We start from the raw sequence: 21,184 nt of genomic DNA on the forward strand, positions 1-21,184 counted from the left end.
CAGGCGACCGGGCGTCCGGTCCCGGCCGAGAGCCCGGGGCCATAATGGGGGTCATGCCCGAGAACCCGACGTCTGACGTGCGTCTGCTCGCCCCGGCCCAAGTGGCCGAGGTGCTCGGTGTGACCGTCGACGAGGTCATGGCCCTCGTGTACGAGAGCCGCCTGCGCGGCGTACGCGTCGGTGCTCCCGCACGCTGGCGCATCGACGAGTCGAGCGTGACGGCGTACCTCGACGACGAGGCCGAGATCGCCCGCCGCATGGCGTTGTGGCGCGAGTCGAGCGCCGCAAGCTTCCCCGAGCTCTGGGGCACCGGCGTGGTCCGCAACCCCGACTGAGCACCGGAGGTCAGCGCCGCGCCGCTCAGACGAGCGAGCCGGCACCGTCGACGCGCACCCACGCGATCGCCGTGAACGGCACCAGGCGGTGGCCTGTGACGGCGTCGGCACGGCGCGCTGATCCGGGTTCGTGGAGTGCCAGGTCGAGGTGGTCGGCCCCGGCCCGGTCGATCGTGCCCGCGAGGGTGCGACCCGATGCCGTGTGGACGGTCACCGACGCACGGCGCCGGACGAGGTCGCGCAGCACGAACCCGAGGGTGAGCCGCTCGGTGAGGGAGGAGCGTGACGGCGCGGGTCGCGCCGAGCGCAGCAGTTCGGCATGGGCCATGCCGATCGACGCCAGCGCCCCGAGCGGGACGAGCGCCCCGGCCGGCCGCCCCTCGGTGAGGGCGAGTGCGACCCAGTCCGCTCCGACGCCGCTGACCGCGGCCCGAAGGATCGTGCCGTCCGCGAGCTCGAAAGTCGGGACCGCGGCGCTCGGATCGCGCTCGGCGAGCAGTGTCAGCCGATCGCGCAGCGTCACGCGCGACAGCCGCAGCCGCTCCGCCTCGGTGTCGAGAGCGGCGCGCTCGGCCTCCCATTCAGAGGCGAGCTGATCCTCGAGGTCGTCGAAGAAGCGGTCCCAGTGCACCCAGTGAGGGTAGGGCACTTCATCACGACTGCATCACAAGTTATCCACAGGAGCCCTCGCCGATTCTTCCTGTGAGTTCTCCGTGTGTTCTACTGTCCGCAAGACATCCCCCCTGTCGAGATAGGCACCCATGGCAACGACGCCCGCGGGCTCAGCCCGCGCATTCCGCGCGCCCGGCGACGCGCACGAACTCGCCGAGTTCTTCGCGCCGCAGCGCACTTCCCAGCACGCCCTCCCCGACCCCGAGCCGTTCCTGCGCAACCTCACCGTCGGCGTCCTCGAGGTGCTCTCGGGGGTGCGCGAGGTCGATCAGCTCGCCCGCTGGCTCACCGAGGATCCGTATCGCAAGCTGGTCACACGCGCCAATCTGTCGGCGCGGGCTCGCAGCGCCCGCGGAGTCCCCGCCCGGCGGCCCGTGCACGCGATCCTGGCGCTGCGCAGCCAATCGCCCGCCGACGGCGTCGTCGAATCGGTCGTCGTCGTGCAGGGACCGGCGCGAACGCGCGCCGTCGCGGTGCGCCTCGAGGGCATGGACGGCCGCTGGCGCGCCACCTCGCTCGCGCTGCTCTGACACGCGTTCCCGACCGGCGGGCGGGCGGGCCCCAACGATGTGGCCGCCCGGTCGTCTCTTCTCGCGCCGTCCGTGCGGGCTCACACCTCGTCGATGAGCCGCAGCAGCGCCTTCAATGCGTCGCGGATCTCGAGGTGGCCGTGCTGGCCCGCGCGGCTCTCCGCGGCGATCACACCCGATCGATGCACCTTGCGGAAGTCGCCGAACGGGAATGAGTACGCCTGCTTGGTCTCTTCGCTCTCGCGGCCGTCGCAGCCCAGGTGCCATCGGCCGTACGCTTTCCAGCCCTCGCGTTCGATGAACGCGTTCTCTTCATCGGGGGTGGGTTCAGCCTCGGACCAGTCCCCCTGCTCGTCCTTCACAACCCTGCCGTCGCGCACCAGGGTGCGCGCGTGGCGAAAGGCCGCCTGATTCATCTGGATGGCCATTCCTCGACGCTAGCGCCGACCGGCCGCGTCGGGCGAGGGGGTTGACGGATGCCGCGGCATCCGTCAAAGGGTCACTGGCGGTACGACGAAAGGAAGTTGCCGAGGCGCTCGATCGCCTCGGTGAGGACACGGGCCTCGGGGAGCGTGACGATCCTCAGGTGGTCGGGAGTCGGCCAGTTGAAGCCGGTTCCCTGGACGAGGAGCACATGCTCGGCGACGAGGAAGTCGTAGACGAGCTTGCCGTCGTCGCGGATCTCGTGGACGTTCGGGTCGAGTCGCGGGAAGGCGTACAACGCCCCCTGCGGCTTGAGGCAGGAGACACCCGGAATCGCCTCGAGGGCGCTCCATGCGGCATCCCGCTGCTCGTGCAGCCGCCCCGACGGAGCGATCAGGGCGTCGATCGACTGGACGCCCGAGAGCGCCGCCTGCACCGCGAACTGCGCGGGGACGTTCGGGCACAGCCGCGTCGAGGCGAGCAGCTGGATGCCCTCGAGGAACCCCGCCGCGTGCGCCTTGGGCCCGGTGATCACGAGCCAGCCCGAGCGGTAGCCGGCCACGCGATACGTCTTCGACAGCCCGTTGAAGGTGAGGCACAGGAGGTCGGGTGCGAGGGTCGCGAGCGGGATGTGCTTCTCATCGTCGAACACGATGCGGTCGTAGATCTCGTCCGACAGCAGCAGCAGCGAGTGCTCGCGAGCGATCTCGACGATGCCCTCGAGCACCTCCTTCGTGTAGACCGCACCCGTCGGGTTGTTCGGGTTGATCACCACGATCGCCTTCGTGCGCGGCGTGATCCGCTCGCGGATGTCTTCGAGATCGGGCTGCCAGCCGTTGTCGTTGTCGCAGCGGTAGTGCACGGGCGTCCCGCCGGCGAGGCTCGTCATCGCCGTCCACAGCGGATAATCCGGCGCCGGGATCAGCACCTCGTCGCCCTCGTCGAGGAGCGCCTGCATCGTCATGGTGATGAGCTCGGAGACGCCGTTGCCGAGGTAGACGTCGTCGGGGTCGAAGGCCGGGAATCCCGGCTCCTCCTCATACCGCGAGACGATCGCACGCCGCGCCGACATGATGCCGCGGCTGTCGCTGTAGCCGTGCGAGTGCGGGACGGCCTCGATCATGTCGCGCACGATCTGGAACGGCGCCTCGAATCCGAACACCGCGGGGTTGCCGGTGTTGAGCTTCAGGATCGTGTGACCCTCGGCCTCGAGCCGATCGGCCTCGACCAGGGCCTGCCCGCGGATCTCGTAGAGGACATCCTTGAGCTTGCTGGACTGATCGAGGGTGCGAAGCGGACTCATCGCCCCAGGATATCGGCGGGATGCCGAGGCCAATCGACCGCCCGTGGCCCGCATGAGATCTCGATACGCGGCGCTACGCGGCGCTACTCGATCTGATCCGGCACGCCTCAACGCCGCTTCGCGGCATTGACCCGCGCCGCATCACTTCTTGCGCTGCTCGGCCGCCCGGCGCTGCGCGCGGTTCTGCGGCGCCTGCTGCGCGGGCGCGGGGGCCGCGGCATCCGTCTTCTGCCCGAACGCACCGCGCTGGGGCTCGGCCGCCGGTGCGGCAGCCGGAGCAGCCTGCGCCGCCGCCTGGCGGAGGCGATTGGTCGCCGCCTGCTGCACCTGACCGCGGTCGTTGCGCACCTCGACCTCGCCGGCGTCGTTGGCCGCGGAGTACTGCAGCCGCTGACCTTCGACGGGGGCTGCACCGAGGCCCTTGGCCTCGACCTGCGCGTCGCCTTCGCCGGCGCGACGCACCTCGACCTCGAGGTTGTAGAGGTAGCCGACCGACTCCTCCTTGATCTGCCCCATCATCGCCTGGAACATCTGGTAGCCCTCGCGCTGGTACTCGATGAGCGGGTCGCGCTGGGCCATCGCACGCAGGCCGATGCCGTCCTTGAGGTAGTCCATCTCGTAGAGGTGGTCGCGCCAGCGGCGGTCGAGCACCTGCAGCACCACGCGGCGCTCGAGCTCGCGCGTGGCGGGGGTCCCGAGCGTCTCCTCGCGCTTGCCGTAGGCGATCATCGCGTCCGACAGGATCTCGCGCTGAAGCCCCTCGGCGGTGATGCCACCGCGGCGTCCGGCGCCTTCGGCCACGACCTCGTCGATCGTGACGCTCACGGGGTACAGCGTCTTCAGCTCGGTCCAGAGGGCGTCGAAGTCCCAGCTCTCGTTGTGGCCCGAGCCCGTGTGATCGTCGATGACGGCGTTGATGGCGTCTTCGATGAAGTGCTGCACGCGGTCGGCGATGTCGTCGCCCTGCAGGATGTGCCGGCGGTCCGAGTAGATCGCCTCGCGCTGACGGTTGAGGACGTCGTCGTACTTGAGGACGTTCTTGCGGATCTCGGCGTTGCGCGCCTCGACCTGGCTCTGCGCCGACTTGATCGCGCGCGTCACCATGCCGGACTCGATCGCGACCTCGTCGGGGAAGTTCGTCCGCGCCAGGATCGCCTCGGCGGCGCCCGACTGGAACAGGCGCATGAGGTCGTCGGTGAGCGAGAGGTAGAAGCGGCTCTCGCCGGGGTCGCCCTGACGGCCGGAGCGACCGCGCAGCTGGTTGTCGATGCGGCGCGACTCGTGGCGCTCGGTGCCGAGCACGTAGAGACCGCCCGCCTCGACGACCTTCGTGCTCTCCTCGGCGACGCGCTCCTTCATCGTCTCGTAGACGGCGTCCCACTCGGACTCGTACTCGTCCGGGGTCTCGACGGGGTCGAGGCCCTTGGCGCGCATCTCCTGCACGGCGAGGAACTCGGCGTTGCCGCCGAGCATGATGTCGGTGCCGCGACCGGCCATGTTCGTGGCGACGGTGACGGCGCCCACGCGCCCGGCGCGTGCGACGATCTCGGCCTCGCGCGCGTGGTTCTTCGCGTTGAGGACCTCGTGCTTGATGCCCTTCTTGGCGAGCAGCCGCGAGAGGTACTCGCTCTTCTCGACGCTGACCGTGCCCACGAGCACCGGCTGGCCGAGCTCGTGACGACCGGCGATGTCTTCGACGACCTGGGCGAACTTCGCCTGCTCGTTCTTGTAGACGAGGTCGGACTGGTCCTTGCGGATCATCGGCTTGTTCGTCGGGATCGGCACGACGCCGAGCTGGTAGGTCGACATGAACTCCGCCGCCTCGGTCTCGGCGGTACCGGTCATGCCGGCGAGCTTGTCGTAGAGGCGGAAGTAGTTCTGCAGCGTGACGGTGGCGAGGGTCTGGTTCTCGGCCTTGACCGGAACCGCCTCCTTCGCCTCGATCGCCTGGTGGATGCCCTCGTTGTAGCGGCGGCCCACGAGGATGCGGCCGGTGTGCTCGTCGACGATCATGACCTCGTCGTTCATCACGACGTAGTCGGTGTCGCGCTTGAAGAGCGCCAGCGCCTTGATCGAGTTGTTGAGGAACGAGATGAGCGGGGTGTTCGCCGACTCGTAGAGGTTGTCGATGCCGAGGTAGTCCTCGACCTTCTCGATGCCGGGCTCGAGCACGCCGATGGTGCGCTTCTTCTCGTCGACCTCGTAGTCGACGCCGACCTCGAGGGTCTTGGCGATCTTGGCGAACTCGACGAACCAGCGGTTCGCCTCACCCGACGACGGCCCCGAGATGATCAGCGGGGTGCGGGCCTCGTCGATGAGGATCGAGTCGACCTCGTCGACGATCGCGAAGAAGTGACCGCGCTGGACGAGGTCTTCCTTGCGCCACGCCATGTTGTCGCGCAGGTAGTCGAAGCCGAACTCGTTGTTCGTGCCGTAGGTGATGTCGGCGTTGTACTGCTCGCGACGCACCTCGGGAGTCTGGCCGGCGACGATGTTGCCCGTCGTCATGCCGAGGGCCCGGTAGATGCGGCCCATGAGCTCGGACTGGTACGACGCCAGGTAGTCGTTGACGGTGACCACGTGCACGCCCTTGCCGGCGATCGCGTTGAGGTACACCGGGAAGGCGCCGGTGAGCGTCTTGCCCTCACCGGTCTTCATCTCGGCGATGTTGCCGAGGTGGAGGGCTGCGCCGCCCATGATCTGCACGTCGTACGCGCGCTGGCCGAGCGTGCGCTTCGCCGCCTCGCGGACGGCCGCGAACGCCTCGGGCATGAGCTGGTCGAGCGTCTCGCCGGCCTCGTGACGGGCGCGAAGCTCTACGGTCTCGCCGCGCAGCTCGTCGTCGGTGAGCTGCGCGTAGTCCTCTTCGAGGGCGTTGACGGCCTTCACGACCTGCTGGAGCCGCCGGAGGATGCGGCCCTCGCCGGCGCGAAGCAGTTTCTCGAGGGGGTTGGCCACAGGACGATCTCCATCTGTCAGGTGCGGCGCGAATCGGCGCCGATGCCGCCCGGGCTCAGACTCCCGGGCATACCCGCCCATGTTACCCGCCTGTGATCTTGGAATGGGCTGGATGCTGGACACCGCGTTTCTCGGTATGTATATACTCGGCAACTAGATACCCGGTATGCATCGGGAATGACGGGAGACGACGATGTCGGTGCGACAGAGCCTGCTGGCGATCCTCGATCAGGGGCCGTGCTACGGCTATCAGCTCAGAACCGAGTTCGACCGGCGCACCGGGTCGACCTGGCCCCTGAACGTCGGCCAGATCTACAACACCCTCGACCGCCTCGAGCGCGACGGCCTCGTCGTCAAGGGCGACACCGACGAGCAGGGCCACGTCTATTGGGAAATCACGGATGCCGGATCGTCCGAGGTTCGCGACTGGCTGGCCTCTCCCGTCGAACGGTCGTCCGGCACGCGCGACGAACTCGCGATCAAGCTGGCCGTGGCGTCCACCCTTCCCGGCGTCGACGTCGCGCAGATCATCCACGCGCAGCGGCGCGCGTCCCTCGGGCAGCTGCAGGAGCTCAATCGCGCAAAGTACGCCGGCAGCAATCCCGACGGCCCCGAAGAGCTCGCGTGGTCGCTCGTGGTCGACTCGATGATCTTCGCCGCCGAGGCCGAGGTGCGCTGGCTCGACCACACCGAGCAGCGCCTCGCACTGCATCCGGAGCATGCGATGGCCCTCACGCTGTCGGCCGACCGACCCAAGCGCGGGAGACCTGCGAAAGATCCGGCCATCACCGAGACGCCCGCTGCGACGGGATCCGTTCGATGACCGAAAGCATCCTCCGCCTCATCGGCGTGACGCAGCAGTACGGTTCGGGTGAGACTGCGGTCTCAGCACTCTCGGGAGTCGACCTCGAAGTCTCTCAGGGCGAACTCGTCGCCATCATGGGCGCGTCAGGCTCGGGCAAGTCCACGCTGCTGTCGATCGCCGGCGGGCTCGCGACTCCGACCACGGGCGAAGTGGTGATCGAGGGTCAGCACCTCTCATCGCAGACCCCCAAGCAGCTCGCGGCGCTGCGGCGCCGCTCGCTCGGGTTCGTGTTCCAGGACTTCAACCTCATCCCGACCCTCACGGCGCTCGAGAACGTGACGCTGCCCCTCGAGCTCGACGGCTTCCGACCCCGAGTGGCGCGCCGGGCGGGTCGGGACGCGCTCGCCTCGGTCGGGCTCGAAGCGAAGCTGCACGCCTACCCCGACGATCTGTCGGGCGGCCAGCAGCAGCGTGTCGCGATCGCCCGCGCCGTCGTCGGCGGGCGTCGGCTGATCCTCGCCGACGAGCCGACGGGCGCGCTCGACTCGGTCACCGGAGAGATGGTGCTGAAGATGCTGCGCGCGCGGGTGGATGCCGGCGCCGCCGGCATCCTCGTGACCCACGAGGCGCGCCACGCGGCGTTCGCCGACCGCATCGTGTTCCTGCGCGACGGCCGCATCATCGACGAATCGCGACGCGACGGCGCCGAGACGCTGCTGGCCGCCCGATGACTGCGGTACTCGAGGCGCATACGGAAGCCGCCGCGACCGCCGAGCCTGCCGATCGGCGCCCGTCGCGATCCTCGCGCTGGCGCGCCGACATCAGGATCGCGCGACGCCAGACGTGGCGGGCCAAGGGTTCGAGCGCCCTGGTCGCGCTGCTCGTCGCCCTTCCGGTCGCAGGGCTCACCGGAGCCGCCGTGTTCTGGCAGAGTCACGTGCCGAGCGCCGAGCAGAAGGTGACCGTCGAACTCGGCCAGAACGAAGCCTGGATCGAGATCGTCGGCGGACCCGACCCGAGTCGCTGGCAGGCCGTCGACCAACCGTGGAACTCCGACATCGATCGCGACGAAACGGGCGCGCCGGAGAACCCCGAAGAACCTGCGCCGGTCGGGCCGCCCGAAACGATCCCCGCTGGCACGACCGTCTTCGAGGTGAGCCCATACGTCACCGTCGGCGTCGAGACAGCCCGCGGTGTGGGCTGGCTGCCGACAACGGTCGGCGATGTGTGGGATCCGGCGTTCGAGGGGATGTATGTCCTGATCGACGGCGCCGCCCCCACTGCCGCTGACGAGATGATGGTGTCGCCCGGCGCGCTGGACAGACTCGATGCCCAGATCGGCGACGATGTCGTGTTCCCTGACACGGGTCGTTCGATGATGATCACCGGCACGATGAGGTCGGTCTCGGCACAAGCATCCGTCGAACAGCTGTTCCTCCCGCAGCAGTCTGCCGACATCGCCGCCGACGGCGCGATGGTGCGCTGGTACACCGAGAACTGGCAGCCGACCCTCGCAGAGCTCGAAGAGCTCAACCACGCCGGATACGTCGCCTACGCCCGCGATCTGGTGATGGACCCACCGGCGGATGCGCGCCTGAGTGAGTGGGGTGGAGGCGAGACCCCACTGTGGACGGTGCTGCTGGTCGGCTCGATCGCCGCGGCGATCTGCGGCTACATCGTGGTGCTGCTGGCGGGCGCCGCGTTCTCGGTCGCGGCCCGTCGCCAGCAGCGCGCGCTCGCGGTCGCCGCCAGTGTCGGGGCATCACGCCGCGATGTGTTCCGCATCGTGCTGCTGCAGGGAACTGTGCTCGGCATGGTCGGCGGCGTTCTCGGCGCCGTCGTCGGTGCGGCCGGCGCCGCGCTGGCGCTCCTCATCACGGATCGCGGAGCGCAGGGCACCTTCTGGGGCAACTTCGGATTCCAGCTGCCGTGGATGCTGGTGCTGCCGATCCTGGTGTTCGCCGTGATCGTCGGAACGCTCGCGGCGGCCGCACCCGCCCGCGCCGCCACGAAGGGCGACACGCTGTCGGCGCTCCGAGGCGCGCGGCGCCCGGCGCTGCTTCGGCCGCACCGCCCGCTCTGGGGGCTGATCGTCATGTTCACCGGGCTCGGCGCCGTCGTCGCCGGGGTGCTCGTGATCGGCGGCACGCTGGCGCTCGGTGAGGACGGCGACCAGCAGAGTCCCCTGTTCTTCACGGCGCTCTACGCCGTCGTGCTCGGCCCGCTCGTCTTCCAGATCGGGGCGCTCATCCCCTCCCATTGGCTGCTCGTGCAGATCTCGCGCATCCTCACTCCCCTCGGGCTCGCGCCTCGGATCGCCAGTCGGGATGCCGCGGCCACACCCTCGCGCGTCGTGCCGGCCTTCGCCGTGATCGGCGCATGCGTGTTCGCCGCCTCGTTCGCCCTCTCGTCGACCGCTCTGACCGCAGCACAGAGCGCACGCCAGCATTGGTATCAGGCGCCCGAGGATGCCCTCGTGGTCGGCATGTGGCAGATGGGGTCCGCCGACTCCGCCGCCCTGGTCGATGCGGCGACCGATGTCGTCGCGCCGACGAGTCCGCAGGCGACGGCCCTCGTATCGACGATCTCCTGGCCCGAGACGGACGCCACCGGTCAGCCGGTCGATCCCGACGCACCGTACTTCGCCGTCGCACGTCAGGGCTACGGCGACTGTCAGGGAGAGTGCGTCCAGCCCTACGACGCTGCGTCAGGCAACCTCTCGATCATCGCGGTCGACGACATCGAGACGGCCCTCGGCGCCACCCTGAGCGACGACGTCCTTGCCGCGCTGCGCGGAGGCGCGGCGGTCGCCACCAACCGCGACTTCCTCACGGAGGACGATCACGTCGTCCTGACGGAGTGGACGGCCGAGAGCTACAACAGCCTCATGGCGTGGAACGGCACTCCGGGCGAGGACGCCGCAATCGACCCCGAAGCCGAGCACCCGCTCGAGGTCGCGTTCATCGATGTCGGACACCAGCAGCCGTTCGAGATCATCGTCACACCCGAGACGGCGGCTGCGCTCGGCATCGCGTACGTGCCGTCACAGCTCATCGCGACCTACGCTGTGCCGCTCGATCAAGGAACGATCGACGAGATCACGGCTCAGACGCAGGACATGCGCGTCGGCGCGGATGCCGGACTGTATGCCCAGGTCGAGTCCGGCCCTGCGCCGATCGATCCCTGGCTGTGGCTGATCCTCGGCGTCACCGTCGTGCTCGTGCTCGGTGCCAGTGCCGTCGTCCTGGGTCTCGCGCGGTTCGAGCGGCGCCCCGATGATGCCACGCTGACCGCGGTCGGCGGGAGCACCATGTTGCGACGCAACGTGAACGCGTGGCAGGCGATGGTCATCGTCGGCATCGGCGCGCTGCTCGGCACTGCGTCCGGGTACCTGTCGATCTGGGGTCTCGCGATGGCCAACCCCTCATCGTTCGACATCGCCGACACGCCATGGGTGTGGCTCGCCCTTCTCGGGCTCGGGCTGCCGATCGGCGTGACGCTCGCCGCGTGGCTCGTGCCGCCCCGGCATCCCGACCTCACCCGCCGCACCGCGATCGCGTGAGACGAATCCGGGCGATCCGGACACTACCCAGTGAGTCATCAGACCATCAGAGAGGACGAGTCATGACACCGACCGCTTCCGCCATCGATCCCGCGGCGATCAGCCTGCCGCCGACGGAGCCCATCGACATCACCGAGCTCGCACTCGCGAGCACACGGCCGCGCTGAGCGCGGCTCGGCCACGCGTCTCGGATGCCGCGGGCGCGGCATCCTGTCGCCTCACAGGCCGCACGCACTACCCTGAAGCGTGACCGAAACCGACGCCCCGATCGAAGCCGAGGCTCCCGCAGAGCCCGCAGCGATGACGTTCTCCGACCTCGGCCTGGGCGAAGCGGTGCTCAAGGCACTCCGCGACGTCGGCTACGAGACCCCGTCCGCGATCCAGGCGGCGACCATTCCGACGCTGCTCGCGGGCCGCGACGTCGTGGGTCTCGCCCAGACCGGAACCGGCAAGACCGCGGCCTTCGCGCTGCCGATCCTCGACCGTCTCGACGTGTCGCAGAAGACCCCGCAGGCCCTCGTGCTGGCCCCCACGCGCGAGCTCGCATTGCAGGTGTGCGAGGCGTTCGAGAAGTACGCCTCGCACGTCAAGGGCGTGCACGTGCTCCCCGTCTACGGCGGGCAGGGTTACGGCGTGCAGCTGTCGGCGCTCCGCCGCGGCGTTCACGTGATCGTCGGCACCCCCGGCCGCATCATGGACCACCTGGAAAAGGGCACCCTCGATCTGTCTGAGCTGAAGTACCTCGTGCTCGACGAAGCCGACGAGATGCTCAAGATGGGCTTCGCCGAAGACGTCGAGACGATCCTCAAGGACACGCCCGACACCAAGCAGGTCGCGCTGTTCTCAGCGACGATGCCCGCGGCGATCCGACGGATGTCGCAGCAGTATCTGCACGACCCCGAAGAGATCACGGTCAAGACCAAGACCACCACCTCGGCGACGATCACCCAGCGCTACCTCATCGTGTCGTGGCAGCAGAAGATCGACGCCCTCACGCGCATCCTCGAGGTCGAGAACTTCGAGGGCATGATCGTCTTCGCCCGCACCAAGAGCGCGACCGAAGAGGTCGCCGAGAAGCTGCGCGCCCGAGGCTACTCCGCCGCCGCGATCAACGGCGATGTCGCACAGCCTGTGCGCGAGAAGACCGTCAACCAGTTGAAGTCGGGCAAGCTCGACATCCTTGTGGCCACCGACGTCGCCGCCCGTGGTCTCGACGTCGAGCGCATCTCGCACGTCGTGAACTTCGACATCCCCACCGACACCGAGTCGTACGTGCACCGCATCGGCCGCACGGGTCGCGCCGGCCGCTCGGGCGACGCGATCAGCTTCGTGACGCCCCGCGAGCGCGGGCTCGTGAACGCGATCGAGCGCGCGACGCGCCAGCCGCTCACCCAGATCCAGCTGCCGACGGCAGAAGACGTCAACGTCACACGCCTCGCACGCTTCGACGACCGCATCACCGCCGCGCTCGGCCAGACCGACCGCATCGACGGCTTCCGCGACGTGATCGCACACTACGTGCGCAACCACGACGTGCCCGAGGTAGACGTCGCCGCCGCCCTCGCCGTCGTCGCGCAGGGCGAGTCGCCGCTGCTGCTCGAGCCCGAGCCCGCCCGCCCTCAGCGCGACTTCGCCGACCGCACCGACCGCGGTGACCGCCCCGGCCGCTTCGATCGCACCGACGGCGGCGAGCGCCCCGAGCGCCGCCCGCGCCAGCCCCGTGAGGGCATGGCGACCTACCGCATCGCCGTCGGCAAGCGCCATCGTGTCGAGCCGCGCCAGATCGTGGGCGCGCTCGCGAACGAGGGGGGACTGCGTCGCGACGACTTCGGCGCGATTCAGATCCGCCCCGACTTCTCGCTCGTCGAGCTGCCGTCCGATCTCCCCCGTGACACCTTCGCCAAGCTCGCCGACACGCGCATCTCGGGGAAGCTCATCGAACTGCGCCTCGACACCGGCGGCCCCGGCGGCCGCCGCCGCGATGGCGACGACCGTCCGGCGCGCAAGCCCCGGCACTAGCCGCACGGCTCGGGACCGGCATCCGCTCACAGCGGTCAGCCTGCTCCCCAGGAGCGCCCGTAGGATCGATCCATGGCCGGATTCTGGGGCAAACGCAAGCGTGACAAAGAAGAACTCGACGCACAGGACGCCGACCTCGCACGGCGCGCACGGTCGGCGCTCGTCGCCGCCGATGAGCGCGTCCGACTGACGACCGACGAACTCGCCTTCGCTGAGGCGGAACTCGGCCCCGGTGCGACGAAGGACCTCCGTGAGGCGCTGGACGCGGTGCGTACGCACATGCAAGAGGCGTTCCACCTGCACCAGCTGAACCACGACGAGATCCCCGACACCCCCGAAGAGCTGCGCACGCGCAATGCCCGCATCGCTCAGCTGTGCGAGTGGGCCGAAGAGCTCCTCGACGACCGCACGACCGCTCTCGCCGAGCCGATCGCCCGCGCTCGTCGGGCGCCCGAGATCATCGCGAAGGTGAGGGCGGATGCTGCGCGCCTCCGCACCCGCATCCCCCACGCCCGCGAGACCGTCCAGCGCCTCGGCGCGCGGTACTCCGCGCACGCGCTCGCACAGGTCGAGGCGAACCCGGCCGAGGCCGAGCAGCTGCTCGGGTTCGCCGAGCACAGTGCGGGGATCGCCGAGCGCCGGCGCGAGGCTGGGCAGCGCGAGCAGGCCAACATGGCGCTCGAGGCGTCGACCGAGGCAGCCCGTCGCGCCGAGACGCTCATCGACGCGGTCGAGACGTTCGAGGTCGAGGCGCTGCGTGCCGAATCCACCCTCGCCGCGATCGTCGAGGACTCGCGCGAAGACGTCGCGGTCGCCCTCAAAGAGCCCGCGACCCCCGCCGTCACCGCCGCGATCGCGGCGCTGCAGTCAGCTCTCGCCTCGCTTCCCGCTGCGGGCGTCAACACCGACCCGTTCGAACTGCTGACGCGCCTGCGCGAGGCCAACGCGGGGCTGGATGCCGCGATCGCCACGGCCCGCGAGCGCGCGGCGCGACCGATCCCCCCACTCGAGCACGTACGGCACGCGATCGACGACGCCGACCGGCAGCTCGCCGTGGTCCGCGACGTGATCGCGGGGCACCGCGGCTGGATCGGCGCCGACGCGCGCACGCGCTTCGCCGAGGCCGAGCGCACGCGCATCGACCTCGACCGCTACCTCGGTACGTCGGCCGCCGCCACCACCCTCATCGATGAGGACCACCGCGAGCAGGCATTCGCGATGGCCCGACGAGCCGCGTTCCTCGCGAGTGAGGCGCTTCAGCTCGCACAGCGTGACATCGACTCGTCACGCCCGCAGAGCGGCCCTGGCGAGTGGGGCGGTCCGCAGCAGCAGGGCTGGGGCGGCGGCCGGCGCGGCGGCGGCGGCAACGACCTCATGGGCGGCATCCTCGGCGGCCTCGTGATCGGGAGCCTCCTCGACGGGATGTTCGACTGACGACATGCGGATGCCCCGGCCTGGTGGGCCGGGGCATCCGATCAGTGAGTCAGTGGGCGTCCGCCGGACGCCGTGCGCTTACGAGGCGACCGCCTCAGGCGCTGCCTGCGTCGTGAGCGAGATCACGCCGTAGTCCCAGCCCTTGCGACGGTAGACGACGCTCGGGTGGTCGGTGCGGGCATCGACGAAGAGGAAGAAGTCGTGACCGACCAACTCCATGCGGTCGACGGCTTCTTCGACCGACATCCATTCAGGGTGGAACTCCTTCGTGCGGATGACGACGGGGGTGTAGTCCGCCTCCTCCTCGTTGCCGGTGATGATGGGGATCTCTCCCGTCGCGACAGCGCGGAGGAACTCGACCGAGGCGGGCTGCACGTCGATGCCCTCGAGCGAACCGGTTCCCTTCTCGAACTTCGCGCCACGCGGGTGGTTGCGCGCGTCGACTCGCTTGTCCTTGGCCCGGCGCAGCTGCTCGCACAGCTTGTCGACAGCCATGTCGAGAGCGGCGAACTTGTCGCCGTCGGTGGCCTCGGCTCGGACGATGGGTCCCTTCCCGTTGAGGGTGAGCTCGACCGTGTCGTCCTCGACACGGCCGTTGTGATACGCGCGATGCGTGACCTTGACCTCCACGCGCTGAGCGCGCGGCGCGAGGTGTTCGATGCGGGCGGCCTTGTCTTCGACCACCGAGCGGAAACGATCTGTGATCCCCACTCCCACGCCGACGATGCTGGTATCCATCCCTGACCTCCTTGTTCCGGTCCACCCGGCCAAGGGCGGACCTTCAGTCGCCTTGTCCCCCCAAGGTAGCCGCGCACCCCGCCCATGTCACCTGTGAGTTTCGGATGTGACTGCGATGCGCCCGGTGAAGGGCGTGCGCCGAGGCGTCGCGGCGACCGCGACCGCGCCCACGACGTCGGCGCCGGCGGCGCGCAGCGCCCGCACCGCCTCGTCGAGCGTCGCGCCGGTGGTCACGACGTCATCGAAGACGACCACGCGCACACCGTGCACGCCCCGCGCGACGAGGCTGCCCGCGACGTTCCCCCGGCGCTCGAGTCGGCCGAGGCCACGCTGATCGGCCACGCGCCGCACGGGCCGCAGCGCCCGCGTCACCGAGAGCCCCGCGCGAGCGGCGATGAGATCGGGCACGCGGAAGCCGCGGCGGCGGAACGAGGCTCGCGAGGTCGGCACGGGCACGAGCAGCGCGTCACCGCCACCCGCCCGCGCGACCGCCGCCGTCAGCGCAGGGGCGAGCTGACGGGCGAGCGAGAGGCGCCCGTCCTCCTTGAGCGCGCGCATCACCCGGGCAGCGACACCTTCGAAGGCGAGGCCGCCCCCGACCGGCAGGGAGCCCGCGCCGGCGGTCTCGCGGCGGACGGGGCACGGTGCGAGGGCCGCGCGGCACGCCGCGCAGAGCGCGACGTCGGGTTCATCGCACCCCGCGCACGAGACCGGCAGCACCAGCGCGAGAGCGTCGGCGAGGGCAGCGCGCACGATCTGCGGCACCGACGGGACGGCATCCATCGCCCCATCGTCGCCGTGCGACGCTCTGCGCACGCGTCCGATCGCACGATCGGGGAGAGTCGCCGCGCACTCCCCCGCTGGGGAGGAACCGGCCTCAGCGGGGCGTGCCCTGCTGGGTGGCGAGCACGAGGACGTCGGCCGCGGTCTGCTCCCAGTTCGTCGCGCGCTTGACGTAGAGGATGCCGTCCGCGGCGCGCAGGCGCACCGTCGACAGCGACGTTCCGCCCGCGATCTGCACCATCGACGCCGCTGCGGCCGTCGTGCTCGCCGGGCCGCCCACGACCTGCTCGAGGATCGCCGAGGCCTCGCCCTCGTGCGAGAGCACGCCGACGGTGAGGTCGTCGAGCCACGCGATCCCCACACCGGTGCCCGCGATGAGGGCGAGCTGCACCGGATCGCCCAGGCGCACCGGCACCGAGTCGGGGTCGCGCTCGATGCCCGCCACCCAGAGCGCCGTCCTCCCGCCCGAGCCGATCACCGCCGCGATCCGGGTGCCGTCGCGCGACACCGCCATCGCGGCGATGCCGGTGGCTCCCGGCCACGCATCGGCGACGTCCAGGCGCCGGCCGTCTTCGAGAAAGGCGACGACCTCGGCAGGACGATCCTCCGGCACGCTCCAGACCGTCCCGAACGGGTCGATCGAAGGATCCACGAGCGATCCGCGCTGATCGAGCGTCTCGTACGAGCCGTTCGCCCCCACGCGCACCACCGAATCGTCGGCGAGGCGCAGTGCCGCCAGATCACGGTCGGGCGCAATCTGCACTGCGACGGGCTGGGCCGCTTCGACCGCCGGCGAGAGGCCCGGTATCGGATCGATCGCATCGCCGGTGAGGAACCCGAAGCCGTCCGCCGTGAGGACGAGCGGAACCGCCGGCACGCGGGTCGACCGGGTCTCGACGGGCGATGCCGTCAGCGGCGCCGCGCCCACCTCCATCTCGACATCGGTCACTCCCGCCGAGGCGAGGCTCGCCTCGAGCTGGGTGAGCATGCGATCGAGGACCGCGGGCTCCACGGCGAGCGCGGTATCGCTGAGCTCGACTTGGGCGGAGCCCGCCGAGACGGGGACGGCAGGCAGCGCCGACACGCTGTCGGGGAACGCGTTGTAGATGGATGCCGCGAGCCAATCGCTCGGGGCCTTGTTGACGAGGGCATCGGTGATGCGGCTGGCTGCGTTCGACGTCGGGAACCAGCGCACATCGGGCACGAGGTACTCCCAGGTCTGATCGAAGTACATCACCGAGTAGCGGTGGAACACGCTGGGGAAGAAGTCGCGGCTGAGCACCACGCCGTCAGGCGCCTCGGTGATGCGCCACTCCCCGTCTGCCTGCTGCGCGAGGCGGAACGGGAGCGAGCGGGCGCCGATTTCCGTCCGTTGATAGGTGCCGCGCTCGTCGACGGTCGCGACCGCGATGAGGGCGAGGTCGACGCGGCCGTCCTCGGGCGCGACGGCGACGCGATCACCCGGCAGGTCGATGGTGACCTGCGCCTCCGGCTTCCACTGCGACCGCAGGCTCGGCGCGAGGAACTCGCGGGCGCGATCCCACTGCCCGTTCGCCCCGGGGCCGGCGCCGGCCCGGATGAAACCCTCGACGATCTGCTCGGGCGTCGCGCCCGGCTGCGGGCGATCGGGGATGAAGAACGACTCGGACTGCGACGAGGTCGCGCCCGCTTGCAGGCCCGGGTGGACCGTGCCGCTGGTCGGCAGGCCTGCGCACGCGCTGAGCGCGACAGCGGCGACCGCGGCGAGGGCCGCGAGGAGGGCACTGCGCAGGCGCCTCATGACGCACCCCCGCGTCTCGTCGCATCGCGGCCGTCGAGCGCCCGAAGCTCGTCCATGTCGAGGACGTCGATCGGCTGGGTGAGGCCGAGGTCGTCCAGCGCCGCGACGGCGTCGTCGCCCGGATCGACCGGGATCGGGGATGGTCCGGTGAGCCCGCCGGGCTGACGGGGCACCGTGAGCACGAAGTTGGTCCCGCGGCCGAGTTCGCTCCACACGGCCAGCTCGCCGCCGTGCAGGCGCGCGTCGCCGATCGCGATCGAGAGGCCGAGGCCGGTGCCGCCGATCGTGCGCGTGCGCGACGGATCGGCGCGCCAGAACCGGTCGAACACCCGATCGACGTCTTCGGGCTTCATGCCCAGTCCGTAGTCGCGCACGCCGAGGGCGACGGACTCGCGGTAGCTGTCGACCGACACCACGATGGGGCGGCCCTCGCCGTGCTCGATCGCATTGCCGAGCAGGTTTCGCACGATCCGCCGCACGCGACGGGGATCCATGTCCACCGGCGAGTATCCGCCGGGTGCCACGAGGCGCACGTCGGTGCCGTGCTGCTCCGAGAGCTGCTGCATCGAGGCGATGACGTCTTCGGCGAGATGGGCGAGGCTCGTGGGCTCGAGTTCGAGCTGCACCGAGCCCGCGTCGTAGCGGCTGATCTCGAGCAGATCGGTCAGCAGAGTCTCGAATCGCTGCACCTGCGCGTTGAGGAGCTCCGCAGCCCGCGCAGTGGCGGGATCGAACTCGTCACGCTGATCGTTGATCATGTCCGCCGCCAGGCGGATGGTCGTCAGCGGCGTCCGCAGCTCGTGCGAGACGTCCGAGACGAAGCGCTGCTGCACGAGCGACAGGTCGGCGAGCTCTTTGATCTGCGATTCGATGCTGTCGGCCATCGCATTGAACGAGCGCCCGAGGGTCGCCAGCTCGTCCTCGCCGCGCACCGGGAGTCGCACCCGCAGCTCGCCGGCCGCGAGCTTCGCGCTGGTTTCGGCGGCCTCGGCGATCGGCGCCGTCACCGATCGCAGCACGAACCACGCGATGGCGCTGATGAGGAGCACGAGCCCGATGCCGGCGAACCACAGGGTGCCCTGCACGAATCCGAGGGTCTGCGATGCGTCCTGCATGTCGTAGGCGAAGTACAGCTCGTACGGGCCGACCTCCGGCACCTGCAGCTGCTGGCCGATCACGATTCCGGGGATCTCGCTCCCGTCGTCGGCCGGAAGACCCACCGACTGCCACCACTGCAGGTCGGTGCCCTCCTCAAGCCTGACGCGATCGCGCAGTGCCTCGCTGATGATCTCCTCGGCGCGGGGATCGCTCGTGAAGTTCAGCGGCGCGATCGCCGACGGCGGGCCGATGCGGAACGCGGCGAACATGTCGCTCGCGGACTGCCGCGACAGCGCACCCTGAACGCTCGTCATGAGGTTCTGCAGCTGGACGGCATCGCCCTGCACCGCTGCGCTGTCGAGCGTCTCCTGGGCGGCGACCGTCGCCCGCTGCGCGTCGGCCTGTGCCTGCACCAGTCGGGAGTCGAAGAGGTCGTTGCGGATGAGCAGCGCCATCCACACGCACGCGACGGTCACGGCGAGCGCCGTCAGGCCGAAGGTGACGACGATCGTGCGGAAGCGGAGGGACCGACGCCAGAGGCTGGAGAGCGAGTCCGGCCACGCGCGCCAGTCGCGCCAGGCCGCCATCGACGAGCGGGATGCCGAGACCCCCGCACCGGCGGAAGTCACGCCGACCTCACACCACCGCGCCGGCGCGGTAGCCGACGCCGCGCACCGTCGTGACGATCTTGGGGTTGTCGGGGTCGAGTTCGACCTTGGCGCGCAGGCGCTGGACGTGCACGTTCACGAGGCGCGTGTCGGCCTTGTAGTGATAGCCCCAGACCTGCTCGAGCAGCATCTCGCGAGAGAAGACCTGCTGAGGCTTCGACGCGAGCGCGACGAGCAGTTCGAACTCCAGCGGGGTGAGCGCGATCGCGGCGTCGCCGCGGCGCACCTCGTGAGCGGCGACGTCGACGGTGAGGTCGCCGATCCGCAGGGTGTCGCCGGTGGTCTGGCCGGTCGGGCGCAGGCGTGTCTTGATGCGCGCGACGAGCTCCTTGGGATTGAACGGCTTGACGATGTAGTCGTCCGCGCCGGACTCCAGGCCTTTCACGACGTCGGCGGTGTCGGTGCGCGCCGTCAGCATGATGATCGGGACGCCGGACTCGGCGCGGACGCGCGTGCAGATCTCGATGCCGTCCATGCCCGGGAGCATGAGATCGAGGAGGATCAGGTCGGGTCGCTCGGCGCGCCACGTGTCGACGGCCTTCGCGCCGTCGGCGCAGAACACCGTGTCGAATCCCTCGGTGCGCAGCACGATGCCGATCATCTCGGCGAGGGCGGTGTCGTCGTCGACCACCAGGATGCGTGAAGTCATTTCGCGCGCTTCGTCCTTTGCGTCCGGCACGGGCTCGGCAGAGGCGTCCCCATGCGCTCTCCACAGAGTAGTGGACGCCGCCTGAGCGCACGCCGAATGCGCGGCTGAGACGTCGGCGCGATATGACACGATAGGACGGTTCGCGCCGATGTGGGCCGCGCGACACCGCGACGCATGAGGGGGAACGCGTGACCGCCTATCCGGCCTGGACACCGGCTTCTCGACCCGGCATCATCCCGTTGCACCCGCTGTCGTTCGGCACGATCCTCGGACGCTCGTTCGCAGCGCTGCGCCAGAACCCCAAAGTGCTGCTCGGGTTCGCCCTGGTCGTTCAGACCCTCGCCTACCTCGTCGTGATCGTCGCCGTCGCCGGCGTCGCGATCGCGTCGTTCACGCGCCTCGACACGCTGACGCCCGGCACCGAGGAGTTCGACACGGTGCTCGCCGGGTCGGTGGCGATCACCCTGATCGCCGGCATCGTGCTCGGCCTCGCCGCCGGCGCCCTGGGAGTGATCGTCCAGGGGATCGTCGTCGTCGAGGTCACCCACGCCGCTGTCGCGGAGAAGCTCACGCTCGGCGCGCTGTGGCAGCAGGTCAAGCCGATCGTGTGGCGCCTCATCGGATATGCGCTCGTGCTCACCCTCGCGGTGATCGCTGCGGTGGCGGTCGCCGTCGTCGCTCTGGTGGCGATCGGCATCGCCTCACCGCCGATCGCGATCGGGCTCACCGTCCTCGTGATCCTCGGATCGATTCCCCTGATCTACTGGCTCACGATCAAGCTGCTCCTCGCCCCGGCCGCGATCATCATCGAGCACGCCACCATCGGGCAGGCGATCGTCCGATCCTGGACGCTCATCCGCGGTCGATTCTGGGTCGCCCTGGGTGTGATCCTGGTGATCTCGCTGGTCTTCGGAGCGGTCGCGCAGGTCGTCAGCATCCCGATGACCTTCCTCTCGACGGGGCTGACGACGGTCCTCGCGCCGACGGGTGATCCCACCGTCTCCGAGATGATCGGCGTCGTCGTCGTGCTCCTGACGACGCAGGTGCTGACGCTGTTGCTCCAGGCCGTGCTCGTGGTGGTCCAGTCGAGTGCGACCGCCCTCATCTACATCGACTGCCGCATGCGCCGCGAGGGACTCGACCTCGACCTGCTCGCCTACGTCGAACGGCGCGATTCCGGCGCAGACGGACTGCCCGATCCCTACCGACAGCACATCGGCCGCACGATCACGGTGCGGCAGGGCCCGGGCACCGTCCCCCCGCAGTACCCGCCGTACGGTCAGCCACAGCAGTATGCGCAGCCGGTCTACGGTCCGCCGACGACGGTGTATCCGCAACGAACCACCCGGACCGGCGATCTCCATGTCGTCGATCTCGATGCCGTCGGGGATCGGCAGCGTGAAGTCGACGGCGAGCCGGTCGGAGAG

Annotated in this window: 17 protein-coding genes; 8 read left to right on the forward strand and 9 right to left on the reverse strand. The window is 69.9% G+C overall.

What is annotated here, in order from left to right; all coding sequences use genetic code 11:
• Positions 1 to 53: 53 nt before the first annotated feature.
• The gene (locus tag FFS15_RS11880) at positions 54 to 335 is read left to right on the forward strand and encodes a helix-turn-helix domain-containing protein (protein WP_137845237.1); all 282 of its coding nucleotides are present in this window, start codon (positions 54 to 56) and stop codon (positions 333 to 335) included.
• Between the two features lie 25 nt (positions 336 to 360).
• Here the strand turns inward: FFS15_RS11880 and FFS15_RS11885 are convergent, their stop codons facing one another.
• The gene (locus tag FFS15_RS11885; RefSeq protein ID WP_137845238.1) at positions 361 to 966 is read right to left on the reverse strand and encodes a hypothetical protein; all 606 of its coding nucleotides are present in this window, start codon (positions 964 to 966) and stop codon (positions 361 to 363) included.
• A 130-nt stretch (positions 967 to 1,096) separates the two neighbouring features.
• Between FFS15_RS11885 and FFS15_RS11890 the strand changes: the two genes are divergently transcribed.
• Complete coding sequence (locus FFS15_RS11890; RefSeq protein WP_137845239.1) at positions 1,097 to 1,537, forward strand: Rv3235 family protein; 441 nt, start codon at positions 1,097 to 1,099, stop codon at positions 1,535 to 1,537.
• A gap of 80 nt (positions 1,538 to 1,617) precedes the next feature.
• Here the strand turns inward: FFS15_RS11890 and FFS15_RS11895 are convergent, their stop codons facing one another.
• The 3 genes from FFS15_RS11895 to secA all read right to left on the reverse strand — a co-directional run bounded on the left by FFS15_RS11895 (position 1,618) and on the right by secA (position 6,221).
• On the reverse strand, positions 1,618 to 1,965 hold the full coding sequence (locus tag FFS15_RS11895; protein WP_137845240.1) for a hypothetical protein: 348 nt from the start codon (positions 1,963 to 1,965) through the stop codon (positions 1,618 to 1,620).
• A 71-nt stretch (positions 1,966 to 2,036) separates the two neighbouring features.
• On the reverse strand, positions 2,037 to 3,263 hold the full coding sequence (locus tag FFS15_RS11900; protein ID WP_137845241.1) for a pyridoxal phosphate-dependent aminotransferase: 1,227 nt from the start codon (positions 3,261 to 3,263) through the stop codon (positions 2,037 to 2,039).
• 141 nt (positions 3,264 to 3,404) lie between these two features.
• Positions 3,405 to 6,221 carry a preprotein translocase subunit SecA gene (gene secA, locus FFS15_RS11905; protein ID WP_137845242.1) on the reverse strand — a complete coding sequence of 939 codons (2,817 nt, stop codon included), beginning with the start codon at positions 6,219 to 6,221 and terminating at the stop codon, positions 3,405 to 3,407.
• 193 nt (positions 6,222 to 6,414) lie between these two features.
• Here secA and FFS15_RS11910 point away from each other — a divergent pair, with 193 nt between their 5' ends.
• From FFS15_RS11910 to FFS15_RS11930, 5 genes are all read left to right on the forward strand, one after another.
• Positions 6,415 to 7,044, forward strand: a complete 630-nt coding sequence (locus tag FFS15_RS11910; protein WP_137845243.1) for a PadR family transcriptional regulator — start codon at positions 6,415 to 6,417, stop codon at positions 7,042 to 7,044.
• On the forward strand, positions 7,041 to 7,757 hold the full coding sequence (locus FFS15_RS11915; RefSeq protein WP_137845244.1) for an ABC transporter ATP-binding protein: 717 nt from the start codon (positions 7,041 to 7,043) through the stop codon (positions 7,755 to 7,757). Before FFS15_RS11910 ends, FFS15_RS11915 begins: the two co-directional genes overlap by 4 nt.
• Positions 7,754 to 10,588: an FtsX-like permease family protein gene (locus tag FFS15_RS11920; RefSeq protein ID WP_137845245.1), complete on the forward strand. Its 2,835-nt coding sequence runs from the start codon at positions 7,754 to 7,756 to the stop codon at positions 10,586 to 10,588. Before FFS15_RS11915 ends, FFS15_RS11920 begins: the two co-directional genes overlap by 4 nt.
• Positions 10,589 to 10,888: 300 nt before the next feature.
• The gene (locus FFS15_RS11925) at positions 10,889 to 12,607 is read left to right on the forward strand and encodes a DEAD/DEAH box helicase (protein ID WP_137845263.1); all 1,719 of its coding nucleotides are present in this window, start codon (positions 10,889 to 10,891) and stop codon (positions 12,605 to 12,607) included.
• A 72-nt stretch (positions 12,608 to 12,679) separates the two neighbouring features.
• Entirely contained in the window at positions 12,680 to 14,041 is a 1,362-nt protein-coding gene (locus FFS15_RS11930; protein ID WP_137845246.1) for a hypothetical protein, read from the forward strand.
• A 78-nt stretch (positions 14,042 to 14,119) separates the two neighbouring features.
• On the opposite strand, the gene raiA is transcribed toward FFS15_RS11930, so the two are convergent.
• From raiA to mtrA, 5 genes are all read right to left on the reverse strand, one after another.
• Positions 14,120 to 14,779: a ribosome-associated translation inhibitor RaiA gene (gene raiA, locus FFS15_RS11935; protein WP_137845247.1), complete on the reverse strand. Its 660-nt coding sequence runs from the start codon at positions 14,777 to 14,779 to the stop codon at positions 14,120 to 14,122.
• An 87-nt stretch (positions 14,780 to 14,866) separates the two neighbouring features.
• Complete coding sequence (locus FFS15_RS11940) at positions 14,867 to 15,562, reverse strand: phosphoribosyltransferase family protein (RefSeq protein ID WP_137845248.1); 696 nt, start codon at positions 15,560 to 15,562, stop codon at positions 14,867 to 14,869.
• A gap of 94 nt (positions 15,563 to 15,656) precedes the next feature.
• Positions 15,657 to 17,342: an LpqB family beta-propeller domain-containing protein gene (locus FFS15_RS11945; protein ID WP_137845249.1), complete on the reverse strand. Its 1,686-nt coding sequence runs from the start codon at positions 17,340 to 17,342 to the stop codon at positions 15,657 to 15,659.
• Positions 17,339 to 19,027 carry an MtrAB system histidine kinase MtrB gene (gene mtrB, locus FFS15_RS11950; protein WP_137845264.1) on the reverse strand — a complete coding sequence of 563 codons (1,689 nt, stop codon included), beginning with the start codon at positions 19,025 to 19,027 and terminating at the stop codon, positions 17,339 to 17,341. The genes FFS15_RS11945 and mtrB overlap by 4 nt, the downstream gene beginning before the upstream one ends.
• Positions 19,028 to 19,076: 49 nt before the next feature.
• Positions 19,077 to 19,757, reverse strand: a complete 681-nt coding sequence (gene mtrA / locus FFS15_RS11955; protein ID WP_137845250.1) for an MtrAB system response regulator MtrA — start codon at positions 19,755 to 19,757, stop codon at positions 19,077 to 19,079.
• Between the two features lie 188 nt (positions 19,758 to 19,945).
• Here mtrA and FFS15_RS11960 point away from each other — a divergent pair.
• On the forward strand, positions 19,946 to 21,184 hold a 1,239-nt coding region (locus FFS15_RS11960; protein ID WP_249354000.1), incomplete at its 3' end, for a hypothetical protein.

Origin of the sequence: Microbacterium sp. 2FI, from assembly GCF_005502885.1 — a bacterium.
In the GTDB taxonomy this organism is placed as follows: domain Bacteria; phylum Actinomycetota; class Actinomycetes; order Actinomycetales; family Microbacteriaceae; genus Microbacterium.

Excerpts from the sequence above, each read along its gene's own strand:
- raiA (WP_137845247.1), bottom strand. The coding sequence starts at position 14,779 with ATGGATACCAGCATCGTCGGCGTGGGAGTGGGGATCACAGATCGTTTC.
- FFS15_RS11940 (WP_137845248.1), bottom strand. The coding sequence starts at position 15,562 with ATGGATGCCGTCCCGTCGGTGCCGCAGATCGTGCGCGCTGCCCTCGCC.
- FFS15_RS11915 (WP_137845244.1), top strand. The coding sequence starts at position 7,041 with ATGACCGAAAGCATCCTCCGCCTCATCGGCGTGACGCAGCAGTACGGT.
- FFS15_RS11890 (WP_137845239.1), top strand. The coding sequence starts at position 1,097 with ATGGCAACGACGCCCGCGGGCTCAGCCCGCGCATTCCGCGCGCCCGGC.
- FFS15_RS11900 (WP_137845241.1), bottom strand. The coding sequence starts at position 3,263 with ATGAGTCCGCTTCGCACCCTCGATCAGTCCAGCAAGCTCAAGGATGTC.
- FFS15_RS11910 (WP_137845243.1), top strand. The coding sequence starts at position 6,415 with ATGTCGGTGCGACAGAGCCTGCTGGCGATCCTCGATCAGGGGCCGTGC.
- FFS15_RS11925 (WP_137845263.1), top strand. The coding sequence starts at position 10,889 with ATGACGTTCTCCGACCTCGGCCTGGGCGAAGCGGTGCTCAAGGCACTC.
- mtrB (WP_137845264.1), bottom strand. The coding sequence starts at position 19,027 with ATGGCGGCCTGGCGCGACTGGCGCGCGTGGCCGGACTCGCTCTCCAGC.
- FFS15_RS11930 (WP_137845246.1), top strand. The coding sequence starts at position 12,680 with ATGGCCGGATTCTGGGGCAAACGCAAGCGTGACAAAGAAGAACTCGAC.
- FFS15_RS11895 (WP_137845240.1), bottom strand. The coding sequence starts at position 1,965 with ATGGCCATCCAGATGAATCAGGCGGCCTTTCGCCACGCGCGCACCCTG.
- FFS15_RS11945 (WP_137845249.1), bottom strand. The coding sequence starts at position 17,342 with ATGAGGCGCCTGCGCAGTGCCCTCCTCGCGGCCCTCGCCGCGGTCGCC.
- FFS15_RS11920 (WP_137845245.1), top strand. The coding sequence starts at position 7,754 with ATGACTGCGGTACTCGAGGCGCATACGGAAGCCGCCGCGACCGCCGAG.
- FFS15_RS11880 (WP_137845237.1), top strand. The coding sequence starts at position 54 with ATGCCCGAGAACCCGACGTCTGACGTGCGTCTGCTCGCCCCGGCCCAA.
- mtrA (WP_137845250.1), bottom strand. The coding sequence starts at position 19,757 with ATGACTTCACGCATCCTGGTGGTCGACGACGACACCGCCCTCGCCGAG.